Raw genomic sequence first — 14,217 nt, 5'->3', positions numbered from 1 at the left:
TCCCAAGATGAGGGGATGTAGCAGGGCTACCGTATCGCCCCGGGAATTTTGTACTGCACCCCGGAAGTCCTGCCCCTTGCCCGTGCTGCCTACGGCCTTAAAGGCCACTTTAGTATTGATGCCAGTTACCAGATCGCCTCCCTCTGGGAAAAACTGTACATCAATGCCGGCCATTCCCGGGGTCTGGGCTGTCAGCTGCGGCACTACAAAGGAATTTACCAGCGATATTTCTTTCTCAAAAAAGTATTCGGGACCGAAATTCTTCATCCAGCTGGTATAGGCCCGCACTTTATAGGTTCCGCTGCTCAGGCTCAGGGGCAGGTAAAACGAGCCCTTGCCTGTACCCGCTTCCAGGGCAATCTTCGTTTGCAGCACCACCTTGTTTTGGGCATCCAGTATCTCCAGATAGGCCACTTTGCTCAGGTCCAGGGGGGTATGCAGACTGCCGTTTACGGCATATACCTTATACCACATGCTTTCTCCTGCCAGGTAAAAAGAACGATCGGTGTGGACGTAAAGCTTTTCAAGCACTGCCTGCCGGGTGTGCCGGTCAAATTTCTGCTCAACAGGGCGCATCAGGTCGGTTTGCGCAAGGCACGTACCCGCCGAAATCAAAAGAACTCCTAGTACCGGTAGTGCGGCCTGAACTATACGCTTCATAGTATGAATACTGAGACTGGACATAAGAGGGGAAGTGGCTAAGGTCTACTCCCAGAAATCGGGTTTTACAGGATTTGCTTTTGCGGAACAATCATAACAGTCAATATTTTCACTGCCGTAGTAGTTTCCCTCATCATCCTTGTATAAGGGCTGAAGGGTGCCGCCTCCAAAGTAAAAATCCAAACTGTCCGGAGATACCATTACTATATCGCACCGAACCCGGTACCCCCAGGGATTTACCTCGCTGCCATCAATGTAAATGCGCTGTTCTTGCACAGAGCCTGCATCAAAATAGCCAATTACCGGTTCCTGCGCATTATTAACTGAATAGATATTGCCCCGCAGCTCTACTGGAAGGGGATCAAAGAAAGAGCCTGTTTCCTCGGTATTCTTTTTTAGCTGCTGGTAGTACTCAAAGGCCTCACGGCTCAGGGCATATTGCTTTGCCAGAAGGCTGTACCGCTGGCTCAGTTTCCACGAGGTGTGGGGTATAAAGACAAGCGGCTGGTTAAAGATAACGTCTCGAACCAGGCGTGCAGAAGACCCGATGAGTACCTGAGCGGAGTTTTCCTGTGCCCAGCACAGGCGGGGAGGAATTGGATCTCGGGGTACTATCTGCCTGTCTACATACTCGAATTCAGCCCTGTAAGGCGCTCTTACTTCCCAGGTTTCTTCATATTCCCATCGATAATAGCGGGTACTGCCAAGGGGGTCGTGGGTATTTACATATAACTGTACCCCTTCGGCAGTCTGCACCCAGTGAATACTGTCTATGGGTGGGGTAGGCTTAAGTGTAACATAGTCGGAAAGATACTCGCCACTGGTGTTGGTCTGTATTCGCAGACGGTAGCGATGCGCTGGGTTCAGATCCAGATCTGGTGCAGTATAGATGCCATTGGCATTGCCAGTTAAATAAATCATATTCCCGCCATCGCTCTCAACACTTACCACCGCAAATCGCTCGGGTGAATAGGTATTTGGGTCGGCCAGGCCTACTGTACGGCTCAGGCGCAACTCTGTGGGTGCTCCGCTGTTCAGAGCGCCCTCTATCACCAGATAATTCTGTGCCTCAGTAATAATTTCCGGCTCATAGGGGTCCACGCAGCTGCTTACGCTTAAGCTAGCCCCTATAAGTGCTGCGAAATTCCACCACTTCTTCATGCTGCTCAAAATCTGATGTTGTAATTGATAAAGGGAATAATGGTGCCAAAGATGGAAAGCCGGTAGCCTTTTATGGCCCCCCCTTCTGACACGAAATAGGTAGAATACACATTGCGGCGGCCGGTGGCATTGTATACCCCTATGGTCCAGGAGTTGTGGGTAAGCTGCTTCAGGTTGTGGTTTCCTTCAATGTTTAAGGCTATATCGGTTCGGAAATAATCGGGAATTCTGTAGGAATTCCGGTCGGCATACAGCACCCGCTCCGAGCCGGCATACCAGTACTTTCCAATAGGCAGGGTAATGGGGCGGCCTGTGCTGTAAGTGCAGTTAAGCGATACACTAAAGCGGTGCGAGAATCTGTAATTGCCAATGAGGGTGACATCGTGGGGTTTGTCATGGTTGGCCGGATACCAGTTGCCCCGGTTTATGAGCTCACCGGCATTGGGATCATCCATACGCAGCAGGGTGCGGGAATAGGTGTAGCTAAGCCAGCCATTGAGCTTGCCACTGCTCTTTTTTACCATAAACTCGGCCCCATACGCTTTGCCCTCGGTGTTGATTACCTCAGCCTCAATGGCGTGGTTCATGATCAGCTCTGCCCCACCTTTATAATCCAGGTAATCGTTGATCTTTTTGTAGTAGCCTTCCAGAGAGGTTTCGATAAGCCCGTTTCTAAAGTTTTTGTAAAGGCCCAGCGATACCTGCTGCCCAAACTGAGGGCGTATGTTAGGATCACTGAGCTTCCAGATATCGGTGGGTGACACGGCTGTGGTATTGGACAGCATATGGATATACTGCCGCAGTGAGTTTACACTGGCCTTCACCGAAAGGGTGGGCGATAGCAGGTAGCGGGCCGATAGGCGGTACTCGGGTCCGTGGTAGTTCTTAATAAAGCTGCCTGCGGCATAGGCCACCGTATCGAGCATGCTGTTCTCACTCCTGGGCAATCCGCTGGCATAGGATATCACCTGCTTAGGGCCCAGATAATTGTAGAGCGAGTAGCGTAGCCCCAGCGTAAGGGTAAGCTTGTCAGAAACATCAAACTCATCTTCCAGATAGAGGGCAGTCTCCAGCGCCTGCTCGGGCTCCAGCACATCGGCCCTTACTTCAGACTGCTCTCCCAGCGGCAGGAACGAGCCCGGCTTCAGCTTGTAATGAATAGCACTAAGGCCAAACTGCAGGGTATGGCGGGCATCAAGCGAATAGATAAACCCTGCTTGCCCGTTTACCTGGTTGATATCAAAGGAAAGCGCAAAGGCACTTATGGGTTCACTATCGCTGTTTACACCATAGTTGTACCGGCTGAAACTAGTGGTAAATTCTCCCTCCAGTTTATTAGAAAAAATTCGTTTCCATTTTAGGGTTGCGTTTTTATTCTCATAGCCCCAAAGGGTATCGGAGCGCAGTTTAAACTGGTCCTTGCTGTAATAAGCGGTTAGGTATAGACTGTTCCGCTGGTCCAGTTCGTGGGTAAGGTTCAGGTTCAGGTCATGAAAAGAGCCGCTGCTGTTTCGGAACTCGGCATTATCCAGCAGACGAAGTACCCAGTTGGAATAGGTGGCCCTGCCCCCCAGAATAAAGGAGCTACGGTCTTTTACAATTGGTCCTTCTATCGTAAAGCGGCTGGTCAGCAGGCCTATCCCAGCTTTTCCTTCTACCTTTTTCTTGTTGCCCCAGCGGGGCGATATCTTTAATACGGAAGAAAGCCGACCCCCATACCGGGCTGGTATACTGCTTTTATACAGCTCTACGCCCTCGATCACATCGCTGTTGATGGCTGAAAAGAACCCAAATAAGTGCGCTGGGTTATAGACTGTAGCTTCGTTAAATAAGATCAGGTTCTGATCTACCGAGCCGCCCCGCACATTAAAGCCCGTGCTGGCCTCTCCTACAGTTTTTACACCCGGCAGCGTAAGCATAACCCGCAGCACATCCGGCTCGCCCATTACAGTGGGTACCTTACGAATAGCCCGGATATCCATTTTTTCTACCCCCATGCTGGTTTGGGTAACGTTGGCTTCCCGATTGGCCTGTATAACCACCGCTTTTAGCTGATCGACCTGATCTCTGAGTTCCAGGTCCAGCCGCCCATCTGAATACAGAATGATCCGGTACTCCCGGCTCTGCATACCCACCGAACGAACTTTAAGGATATGGCGGCCTTTGGGAAGGCTAAGGGTATAATTTCCAAGTGCATCAGTAGCTGCTCCGCTAAAGGGCTCATCAATCTGTACGGTGGCTCCAATGATCAGCTCGCCGGACTGCGCATTGCGGATCTGACCGCTGATGCGGGCCATACCAGGGGTGATCGTAGGAGTCTTGCGGCCGATCTCAACTACTTTGTCCTCTTTTTCCCGGAGTCGGTTCGTATTTCCCTCAAAATGATCGATTACGATTTGTTGTTCTTTTGCGCTCTGAGAAGCTTTTTGATGAAAGAAGCCCTCCGGCAAGCTGGTTGAGATCTTCTGGCCCTGGCTGATAAAAATTACCGCTGATACCGGATCCAGTGCAAACTCCAGACCTGTATTCTGCAGCACCTGCTCCAGAACAACAGTCAGCGGGCTATTAAGGAAGCTGGCTGTAATCTGCAGACTATCGGTTTGCAGCGGGGCATAGTAAATGTAGTAGCCCGTCTGTTTTTCAACCTCCTGTACAAACTGCTCAAAACTGGCTCCGTTAAAATTGGCCGTTAGCTGGCCGGGCTGTCGCTCCTGTGCCCGGGCTGTTAACAGGGCCAGGCAGGCAATATAACATACTAGTACTCTTTTCATTCAGCGGCAGTTTTGGCCAAGTCGTAAAACTCTAGCATTTTGATCATGGCATATTCGGGGTTTTGCCAAAACAGCACCTTGTTTTGCTTCATCATGCGCTTTACTTCTTTTCGTTTATCCTTCAGTACCTTTAGAACAGCCCCCCTTTTGCTAACCGGATAGTAAGTACCCTCTTTGAAGATATAGTACTGGTCATTCTGTTCAAATTCTTGCTTTACCTGCCCATCGCCCCGGGTTTCCAGAATGGTTTTGCGGCGTTTGGCCAGCAGCAGGGTGCCCCCTTTGTAGAGCTGATCGTAAAAACCTGCCGCCAGGGGTGCTCCCCGGGGTGGCTCCAGTCTAATAAAATGGTGGTTGTAAATAGAAAAGGCAGTTATCTTATCTGCGATCAGTTTTATGCGGAAAGAAGAGTCATAATGCCGGATCACCAGCTCATCCGACAGAATATCATAAAGCAGGGGCACCTGTTCATATTGTTCTCCCCAATAGACCAGACTGCCCTGCGCCCAATCATTTGAAGCGTAAAAGGCATGCCCCTGAATACGCCGGCTAAGCGGTACATATTCCCTGCCACTGTACAGCCTGGAATTTTCCCTGATCATGTTTCTATACAGCAGAATAGTATTGGAATACGCTGTAAGTGAGTCAGAGGCTATTGGGGCCTGGGCCCGGACAGAGCTATAAAAAACAAGAAACAGCAGCATGCTGCTAATAGCAATTTGTGATCTGAGCATGAAGTAAGGCGTATGGTAGGCGGCTGTAGCAGCTGATACGGGAGAAAAAAGAATATCTATCTGCCGACTGTGTATCCCTCTGATCAACCTTTTGCAGGAATTTCCCGCCTACAAGATAGTATTATATTTTTTCTAACGACAAATCGTTTGTTTGAATGCCTTTATTTTGGGCAGGCACAGCCTAAGGAATGTGCCAAGTAGCCTGAGGTAAGGGGGTAACATCCGGTAGGGACTCTTCTGTACGATATAGCATTAAGAATGGAACAGGCTATGCATAACCCTGCTATTAGAGAATAAGAGCGAAGTCTTTATTTCTCCCCTAAAATCCCTTACTTTACCTAAAACCTACTACCATGAGCCAAAATCCCACTTCCTTTCAGGGCTTGCGCACGGCCATTTATCCGGTAGCGCATGTGGAGGATGCCAAAAAATGGTACGCCACAGCCTTTGGGGTAGCCCCCTATTTTGAGGAGCCTTTTTACGTTGGCTTTAACATAGGCGGCTATGAGCTGGGCCTGGTACCGGCCGAGGGAGGGAGCACCCCCGGCGAAGGGGGGGTAGTGGTATACTGGGGCGTGCCCGACGCCCAGCTGGCGCTGGACTACCTCATCGGCCAGGGCGCCCGCCAGCGGGAAGGGGTGCAGGATGTAGGGGGCGGCATTCGGCTGGCCACCGTATTCGATCCCTGGGGCAATGTGGTGGGCATCATTGAAAACCCCCACTTTAAGCCCGAGCGCTACTAATCCCCTACGGGTCTGGCCTGTGCCTGCCGCCAGGTGGCCAACAGGCCGCCTGTGCGTTTCCTTTGCTTAGCTGTTTTCAAGTTGGCTTTTTTAAACGAACCTATACGTACCATGCGTCCTGTAATTCTGCTTCTGTTCTTAAGCTGTCTTAGCCCCCTGCTTCCGGCACAGGAGGTAGAAACCCGCCTGGTGGTGCGGGCCCGCTCCAAGGATGCCAAGTTTATCGGCTCCTCGGTAGGGGGTGCCTGGGTGCTGGTGCGCGATGCCCACAGCGGCAAGCTGCTGGCCGAAGGCCCCATCACCGGCAGCACGGGCAATACGGCCCGCATTATGGAGCAGCCCCGGGAGCGCTACAGCCAGCTGGCCGATGCCGAAACCGCCGGCTTCAGAACCAGCCTGCGCCTGCAAAAACCGCTTTTTGTAACCGTAGAGCTGCTGGCGCCCTATAACCAGCCCGGCGCCCGGGTACAGGCCCAAACGCAGCTGTGGCTGCTGCCGGGCAGGCACATCGAGGGCGATGGCCTGGTGCTGGAAGTGCCCGGCTTTATTGTGAATGTGCTGGCGCCCCAAACCCATGAGACTATCGCCCTGGGCAAGCCCCTACCCCTTACGGCCAATGTGGTGATGATGTGCGGCTGCCCCATCAGCCCCGGAGGCCTATGGGATGCCAGGGGGTACCAGGTAGAAGCCCTGGTCTATCAGGCCGATAAGCTTCTGCAACGCATTCCCCTGCAGGCAACGCAAAAGACCAGCACCTTTGCGGGAGACTTTACACCCCAGGCAGCCGGCCTGTATGAGGTGATCATTACCGCCTATGATGCCAAAACGGGCAATACCGGGGTCGATAAAGTAAACTTCATCATCCAGTAGCCCTTTCCCTGGGCCAATACTTATTTTCTGCAGCGCTTTTTTTCCTGCGTCCCGCTTGCTGGCCGACTGCTTTGGCAGAACAATCAAGGGAAATATGAGGGCAACACAGAATTTTTAACAAAAGACACTAAATAACCCATTTCTCTGCCTACCTTTGCCCTGCCCTCAAAGGGGAGGGAAGAGAAGGAAGGATACAACAGTGCTTCAGCCGGCCTTTGTAAAATTTCTCATCTTCCGGCCAACCCTGGTCCCTGTGGCGGTGTCATTACAGCATACCCCTATTGCTATGTGCCTACGGAGCCTGGTTCTGTCTGTTTTTGTGTCGCTGCTGCTTATGGGCTGTGCCCGCCAGCAAGGCCGCTCTGCCGAAGCAGGCCCCCCTGCCGCAGGACTGGAGGAGCCCATCAGCCTGCTGCTGGCCGACTCCCTGCTCTTTCGGGATGGCGAACAGCAGTTTTGGCTACGCCTGCAACGCATTGATGACAACCGCTGCCCGCTGAATGTAACCTGCATTACCGGAGGCAAAGCCAGCGTGCTGCTGCAGGTACAAATTGCTCCCGAACCGCTGCAGTTTTGCATTGGAAGCGATTGCCGGGAACAGAATAATTCAACCTTGGTTGAATACAATAACGAGCGTTACACCATCGTTTTGGAAGAAGTAAGGCCCTACCCCCAGCAGGGCAGCGAACAGACTCCGAAACAAGCGATATTTAAGATAAAGCGGGCTACGAGTTAGCTTGCCTAGTTGGTTAAAGTTGGAAAAGGAAAACCCCACCTCGGTGGGGTTTTCTGATTGTAGGGGGTAGGGGGCTGAAAAGGGCATCCCCTTTTTGCTGACTCGAGCGACTTTTTTAAAGCCTGCCTCTTCAGCGCCTCCCGAAAAACTAGAATACCCGATAGACCGGATAGCGCAGATGGGCCTCCTCATAGTAGGGGGAGCGTTTATAGATAAACTCCAGCTGGGCGGCACCGTCTTTGGCAAAGTCCGGCTCGGCGGCTCGTTTCTCCTCCAGCGCCTTTTTTAGGGCGGGATTTTTTTTCAGCAGCTCAGCGGCCACATCCTCAAACACATAGCCGCTAAACCCTTCTTTCTGCTGCAGAATGGCATCAAAGAAATTCCAGGAAAAATAGCTGTCGGGGGCGGCCGGCTCCAGCACCTCTACCAGAAAGCGGCGGGCCGGTTGGTCGGTCGGGATCAGCAGATCGCCTCTGCGCAGCTTCACCTCCCGCTTCTCCCCCTCTACCACCACACTGTGGTGCAGGTAGTGGCCCTCATAAGGGCGGGCTACCGTTTTATAGTCGGCTATGCGGTACACCTCAGCCTGCATACTTGAATCCCGCTGCAGGGGCCGCATCAGCACCCCATTGGCCTTCAGCCGCTCCACCACCGGCCACCAGCCCTGCGGCAGCACATAGTAGCGGGGCACCTGTACCTGGCCGGTTGGGCGGTAGGTATCGTACAGTTTGATTTCCTTCTCAAAGGGCTTGCTGCGGTCGTAGCGCAGGCGGGGCTGGCCGCTTACGGCGCTGGTCTCCTGCCGGCCCTCGTAGCCCCTAAAGCGGAAGGGGGTATGCTGGCTGGTATCAGACACCCACTGCAGCGGCAGCGCCTGCTGGCGGGCCGTATGCTGTTGCTGCTCCAGCTGCAGCTGCTGCAGCTTTTTGCCCTCCTGCGCCACCGCTTTGGCCGCTGCCAGCAGAAACTGGTAGGTGGCGGCTACGCGCATGTTGTAGGGTTTGAGCATGTGCGTTTCGGTTACCAGCCCAATGGTGTGGTGCAGGGCCGCAAAGCCGCTGCTGTAGCGCGGGGGGTCGTTAAAGGCTACCCAGCCCTTGTCGGGGGTGCTGCCCCATACGTTCACATAGGGGGTCATGGGCCATCCCTTTTGGGCCATTTGCTGGTAGAGGCGGGGCTCCAGCTGCTGGCGCAGGTACTCGGCCAGGGGACCGCCCAGCTTGTTGTGCTGGGTGGAGAGCAGCGTCATGGTATAGGGGTAATCGGCCCCATTGCTCACATGGGTCTCTACATACAGCTGGGGCTTCAGCTGCAGAAAAAGCTCGGTAAAGGAGTGGGCGTTGCGGCTGTCCAGCTTAATAAAATCCCGGTTCAGGTCCAGGTTGCGGGCATTGCCCCTAAAGCCATAGGCCTCGGGTCCGTTCTGGTTGGCGCGGGTGGTGCTATTGCGGTTCAGCGCGCCGCCAATGTTGTAAAAGGGGATCAGGGCAATCACCACATCGCCTACTTCCTGCTGAAAGCGCTTGCTGAAGGCCAGCTCCCGCAGCAGCAGCATGGAGGCATCCACCCCATCGGGCTCGCCGGGATGAATGGCATTATTGATAAAAAGAATGGATTTCCCCTCCTTTTTCAGCTTCTGAAGATCGCTTTCGCCTGAGGGGCTATAGAGCACCAGCTGCAGCGGCTCGCCACTGTCGGTAGGGCCGGCAGCGCGCATGCTGATGAGGGGAGAAGCCTTGTCCAGCGCCCGCCACCAGGCCATGGCTTCGGCATAGGGGGGGCTTTGGGTGCTGTCGCTCAGCTCAAAGCGGGTAGGAAGTTTCTGTGCCCGCAGGGAGAGCGGCAGCAGCAGCAGCAGGAGAAGGGCGTATCGTTGCATTCCGGAAATATAAGGCACCAGGGCAAAGAATGCTAGCCGCCGGCCGGGATAAAGGCGTCTTCTATCCCCCCATTGGCCCTTCAATTTTTCGTCTTCCTTGATTATTCGCCCTTTTTTCCCTTTTTTACCACCTATATTTTTACGCCCGCCCGGGGGAACATCTGCCCGGGGCCGCCATTTTTAAACCCGAATCCCTCACTGCTATGCATAACCCCATCTGGATTATTCGACAACCCTAAACCCACTGCAAAAACCCCTTTACACACCACTTGAAGGGGCTTTTTTATGCCGGTTGCCATTTGCTTGTTTACTACTTGTTTACTACTTTGGCTTTCAGTAAACAGAAACACCACCAAAACCCTCAGCAAATGGCAGCCAGTGTACGACTAATGATCATCCCCAGCCAACCCAACAGGGCAGGCCTCTGCAGCATCTATGTTGAAGTGAGTATGAGGGATGCCAACAACCGGCAACAGTTCATTCGGCTGCCTGCAGCTGATGGGGGAAAGGTAGCACCTGCACATTGGCTCCCCAGTCAGACAGCCTCCCCATCACACAAGGGACACACGGCCCTAAATGAAAGCATCGCTAGAAAGAAAGCCGATGTAATGGCGTACCTTCAGCAGCACCCCACAGCAACCCTGAAACAGGTAAAGGAGCATTTTACCACTAAAGACACCACTAACAGACACTCAGAAAGCCTAATAGAGGCATTTGCTGAATTCATCCAGCGCAAAGCCTCCGAGGTGACAGCCGGGACCCTTGCTACCTATACACTTGCGTACAATGACTTGAAGGAATTCCGCCCCCAGGCTAGCACCCGGGACATCAGCAAGCGCTTTTTTGCTGAGTTTTACAGCTGGTACAAATCCATTGGAATTACTTCCGATCTGCCAACCAAAGGCAAGCGCAAGCGCGAACCCCTGAGCCCTGAAACTGTTAAAACACGCCTGAAGAAGCTACGGGCCTTCTGCAATGACCTTTACGACAGCAACCTGATTGAGGACGCCACCTATAAGCGCTTCAAAATAGGAGCTCATTTGCCCAAAGGCTACATCCTCAGCCTAACCCCCGAGCATCTGCAGGCCCTGCAGGTACAAGAGGGCCTAACCCCTGAGCAGGAAAAAGCAAGGGACCTTTTCTTGTTCCAGGCGGCAACGGGCCTCAGGCTGGAAGATGCCCGGAGCATTACAGCAGCCAACATACAAGGGGAGTTCCTGCACATAACTACAGGCAAGACCGGCACCCGCCTGACGCTGCCCCTACTCCCCCAGGCCCGGCGCATCCTCGAAAAGTGGGGCTATGACCTGCGACGGCTGAAAGTGGCACACAACAACCAGAAACTGAAACGAGTAGCTGAGCTGGCAGGCCTCAACACCCTCATAGAGGTAGCGAAGGGGGAATATAAGCCACTATACAAGCTAATAGGCTCCCACACAGCGAGGAAAAGTTTTGTAAATTTGGCTGCCAGCGCTGGGGTTCCATTGGACACGATCCGCAAGGCAATAACCCATTCCACGAGCGCCAAATCCTTTGCCAGTTACTACGACCTTTCCGACCAAATCAAGCAGCAGGAGTTCGCCCCCCTTGCTGAGCTACTGCCCAGCCCCCTGAAAATAGCGAAATAGCGGCGTGTACTGGCACCCCCCTTTTTCGTGTATACAGAAAGTACGCTGCGCATGCAGCGAGCGCCACCACCACCGGAAAAATAAACCAGCTCTACAGGCGTGTACTGCCCCACCCCTTTTCGTGTATACAGCCGGAAACCCCAACGCCCTGCCCAGAAAGCAGGGCTTTTTCTTTGCCCAAATCCACTACCAGTATGCACTACAGCAACCGCCCCGACACCACCACTACTACCACCATTGTACACTACTACCAGGCTAGTGAGCACCTTCTGAGCATCAGCCAGGTATGCGAGCGCCTGAGCTGCAGCAAGCCAGTTGTATACACCCTTATTAAGGAAGGCCAGCTGCCAGCAGTCCAGCACCTGAGCCAGAAGAAAGTACGAGCATCCAGCCTGCTGCAGTACATTGAGGGCCTGCCACCAGCCGCGCCGTAATTTTTTTTTTGCAGCTACAGCCAAAAATAAGGGAACAAATACGTATATTAGGGTATATAGGGAAAAGGGAAGACCTTTACCCGGCCCGATCACAGGGCCCGCCATTCAATTGGCATTACCTCGGGGGACAGAGCCTAACCAAGCGCCCGCGCCCCACCCCAAAAGCATTGAGCTTTGAATCTTCAAACATCCCCGCTTGCCAACAATTGGAAGTGGAACCCCAGTAAGCTGGAGCTAATCCAGCAAGCCCGCCTGAACAAGGCCGAAAATCAAATTTACAGCATCCGTATTGGGCAGAAAAACCGGGACTTGATTTTCTTTAACCATCGGGATTACTCTGTTTTGCCGGATGAGTGTCAGCAGCAAAACACCCCTGCAGGGCTGGTTGTAACCTTTAGCTACAACGAGGTTCGCTATACCATTACAGCCCCCACAAGCGGCACCCTTGCCACCTGCCAACAGGCCCCAAAGTCACCTTTAAATATTCCCGGCAATGACAGGTGACAGAAGCCCCAAACTCGACTTTTCGTAAGGAAACCCCTACTGCTCTAACAAGTACAGGTTTGTCTACGAACCCGGTACTATACACCCTCGTAATAGACCGCCTGGAACTGACCCTTTGCCCCCAGGTTGAAGGGCCAGGTACCACTCAGCGCATCTTCAGCCTACCTTGCACAGGGGAAGTATACAGTGCCTCCCCAGCCATTGCCCTGCACCGGATCAGCACAAAGGTAGAGGCCTACTACAACTACCTGTGGTTAGTCTACTACCAGGGTGAACCCGTTGCAGAGCTTGCCACCAGCCACCGCCTAAACCAGGGCAGGGGCGAATACAACAAGCTGCGTTTCCTCAATCCACTTTTCTACCTCCAGCCCCCAGCCTACTGGCTACAGGCGCTTGATGCAATCAATAAGGCACTACAGCTGCAGCTGGCTAACATCGTTGCGGTTGAAATTGCCTTTGATGCTAATCAGGATTTTGTGAGCCTCTACGGGGAGCGCTACAATCACAGCAGCCTGAACCGCCACTGCAGGACCGAAAACCTCGAATACCGCCCCGCCCGTGACTACAAAGCCAAACCAAAGGATGGGCAGCAGCGCAAACCTAAGATGCCGGTAACCAGCCACCACGGAGGCGAAAGCTTTACAATTGGAGCCGGCAACAAGCAAATAAACATCTACGACAAAGGGGCGGAAATCCTGAAGAAAGACAAACCCTACATCCGGGCTTTTTGGCAGGCAAGCGGCATTACTTCAGGCCTAATGCACCGGGTAGAAGTAAAGCTGAAAGGGGAGGCACTGGAAAAGATCACGCCCCGCCTGCGGAGCCTGACCGACCCCAGCCAGTTGCTTGCCATCTTCAAACAGGAAGTAGGCCTGAACCTGACCTTTAGGGAACTGAGCACCCGTGAATACGACCGCAACCGCAACTACCAGTACAAGCCGGCACACCTGATTGACTTTAGCCAGCTGCCAGCGCCCGCCCTGAAGCCCGTACAAGCCATAGTAAAGCCCTCTGTGCCCGCATCTGCCAAAGAGCAGCGCCAGGTAAAGCGCTTGATTAAAACGCTCGTAGAGGCCTTTATTTGCTTTGGGGAAGAAGCCGACAAAGAAGCCATTGAGCGCCACGCCCGGCGGGTACATTTTCAGCACCTTCAGGCGGTTGTTTCTGGCTATGCTGATGCCTACACCCCCAGCAGGATGGATGGAAGTACACGTGCCCGCAAAGAGGAAATTAAATCGATTCAGGACCTGCCGCCAATGGGCTGGCAAGAATTTAACCGTAGCCAACAGGAATGTATTTAACTGAAAGATCAGGAATGCACACCCGCCCGCCCTGAGGGATGTACGACTTTTAGCCAAAATTGTTAAAAAGTCCCCAGGCAATACAGCCGCCACCCCATTGGGGGGAGGGGTTGAAAAGCTCAGCAAGCCCGGCCACTAATCGCAGCCATAACAGGATGAATACACACAGCCAGAAAGACCCCCGGGGGGGGTATATTACCCAAAACCGGGTAGAAATAGCTTAGAGGGGGTTTTTTGCCTGAGTTTTGCCACCCAGAAAAACCCCATTTTTGCCCCCCTGTAAAGGGGGGCCGGTACCTGACTATGGTACCCTCTACAGGGGCGCTGACGGTTTAAGTGACCCGTAAAAGCCCGTTTTTGGACCACCCTCCACACGAGGGCAGCCGCCGGTTTCCCCACCCGTAAAAGGCCCAAGTTTGCACCACCCTCTATACGAGGGATCAGCCGGACTTTCAGGACCCGGAATAAGGGCATTTTCCGGCCCTCTGCTGCAGCCAGAGCCCTGCTACTGACCAAGTACCAGCCGCGTTTGTACAGGCCCTTAAAAGGGCCCTAAAGGCCCGATTTTGAAGACTCATTATACACCCAACAACTACAAAACAGAAATGAAGAAGATCCTAAACCCCATCAGCCAGAAGGCCACCCCAGCAAAGCAAAATTACCCCCTCCTACTACCTCAGCAGCTGCACGAGCACCTGAACCAGTTGAGCCAGGCAACTGGCCAGACCCGGGCAAAGATCATCCGCGCAGCGTTGCAAGAAGCCTACCTGCAGCACTTGCAAGATTCAGCCAGCTG

13 protein-coding genes are annotated in these 14,217 nt (G+C 53.4%); 8 read left to right on the top strand and 5 right to left on the bottom strand.

What is annotated here, in order from left to right:
* The 4 genes from ADICEAN_RS16525 to ADICEAN_RS16510 all read right to left on the bottom strand — a co-directional run.
* On the bottom strand, positions 1–576 hold a 576-nt coding region (locus tag ADICEAN_RS16525), incomplete at its 3' end, for an MG2 domain-containing protein (protein ID WP_040397732.1).
* Positions 577–705: 129 nt separating this feature from the next.
* Positions 706–1,821: a DUF4249 domain-containing protein gene (locus tag ADICEAN_RS16520; RefSeq protein ID WP_009196789.1), complete on the bottom strand. Its 1,116-nt coding sequence runs from the start codon at positions 1,819–1,821 to the stop codon at positions 706–708.
* A 5-nt stretch (positions 1,822–1,826) separates the two neighbouring features.
* Positions 1,827–4,592: a TonB-dependent receptor gene (locus ADICEAN_RS16515; RefSeq protein WP_009196788.1), complete on the bottom strand. Its 2,766-nt coding sequence runs from the start codon at positions 4,590–4,592 to the stop codon at positions 1,827–1,829.
* Entirely contained in the window at positions 4,589–5,194 is a 606-nt protein-coding gene (locus tag ADICEAN_RS16510; protein ID WP_152426479.1) for a hypothetical protein, read from the bottom strand. Before ADICEAN_RS16510 ends, ADICEAN_RS16515 begins: the two co-directional genes overlap by 4 nt.
* A 485-nt stretch (positions 5,195–5,679) precedes the next feature.
* Between ADICEAN_RS16510 and ADICEAN_RS16505 the strand changes: the two genes are divergently transcribed.
* The 3 genes from ADICEAN_RS16505 (at position 5,680) to ADICEAN_RS16495 (ending at position 7,675) form a co-directional block, all read left to right on the top strand.
* Positions 5,680–6,069, top strand: coding sequence for a VOC family protein (locus ADICEAN_RS16505; protein WP_009196786.1), 390 nt, complete (start codon positions 5,680–5,682; stop codon positions 6,067–6,069).
* A 111-nt stretch (positions 6,070–6,180) separates the two neighbouring features.
* A complete protein-coding gene (locus tag ADICEAN_RS16500; protein WP_009196785.1) occupies positions 6,181–6,939 on the top strand; it encodes a hypothetical protein in 759 nt (252 codons plus the stop codon).
* Between the two features lie 286 nt (positions 6,940–7,225).
* Complete coding sequence (locus ADICEAN_RS16495) at positions 7,226–7,675, top strand: hypothetical protein (protein WP_152426478.1); 450 nt, start codon at positions 7,226–7,228, stop codon at positions 7,673–7,675.
* Between the two features lie 148 nt (positions 7,676–7,823).
* Here the strand turns inward: ADICEAN_RS16495 and ADICEAN_RS16490 are convergent, their stop codons facing one another.
* Complete coding sequence (locus tag ADICEAN_RS16490; protein WP_009196783.1) at positions 7,824–9,554, bottom strand: M14 family zinc carboxypeptidase; 1,731 nt, start codon at positions 9,552–9,554, stop codon at positions 7,824–7,826.
* A 608-nt stretch (positions 9,555–10,162) separates the two neighbouring features.
* On the opposite strand from ADICEAN_RS16490, the gene ADICEAN_RS16485 reads away from it, so the two are divergent.
* The 5 genes from ADICEAN_RS16485 to ADICEAN_RS16460 all read left to right on the top strand — a co-directional run.
* Positions 10,163–11,182, top strand: a complete 1,020-nt coding sequence (locus tag ADICEAN_RS16485; protein ID WP_161622723.1) for a tyrosine-type recombinase/integrase — start codon at positions 10,163–10,165, stop codon at positions 11,180–11,182.
* Positions 11,183–11,376: 194 nt separating this feature from the next.
* On the top strand, positions 11,377–11,616 hold the full coding sequence (locus ADICEAN_RS16480; protein WP_009196781.1) for a helix-turn-helix domain-containing protein: 240 nt from the start codon (positions 11,377–11,379) through the stop codon (positions 11,614–11,616).
* 174 nt (positions 11,617–11,790) lie between these two features.
* A complete protein-coding gene (locus ADICEAN_RS16475) occupies positions 11,791–12,120 on the top strand; it encodes a hypothetical protein (protein ID WP_009196780.1) in 330 nt (109 codons plus the stop codon).
* Positions 12,121–12,179: 59 nt separating this feature from the next.
* Entirely contained in the window at positions 12,180–13,421 is a 1,242-nt protein-coding gene (locus ADICEAN_RS16470) for a hypothetical protein (protein WP_040397723.1), read from the top strand.
* 605 nt (positions 13,422–14,026) lie between these two features.
* Positions 14,027–14,217: ribbon-helix-helix protein, CopG family (locus ADICEAN_RS16460; RefSeq protein ID WP_040397716.1), on the top strand; the 191-nt coding region annotated here is incomplete at its 3' end.

It is taken from the genome of Cesiribacter andamanensis AMV16 (assembly GCF_000348925.1).
Classification (GTDB): domain Bacteria; phylum Bacteroidota; class Bacteroidia; order Cytophagales; family Cyclobacteriaceae; genus Cesiribacter; species Cesiribacter andamanensis.
This window is presented reverse-complemented; position numbering and strand designations above follow the sequence as displayed.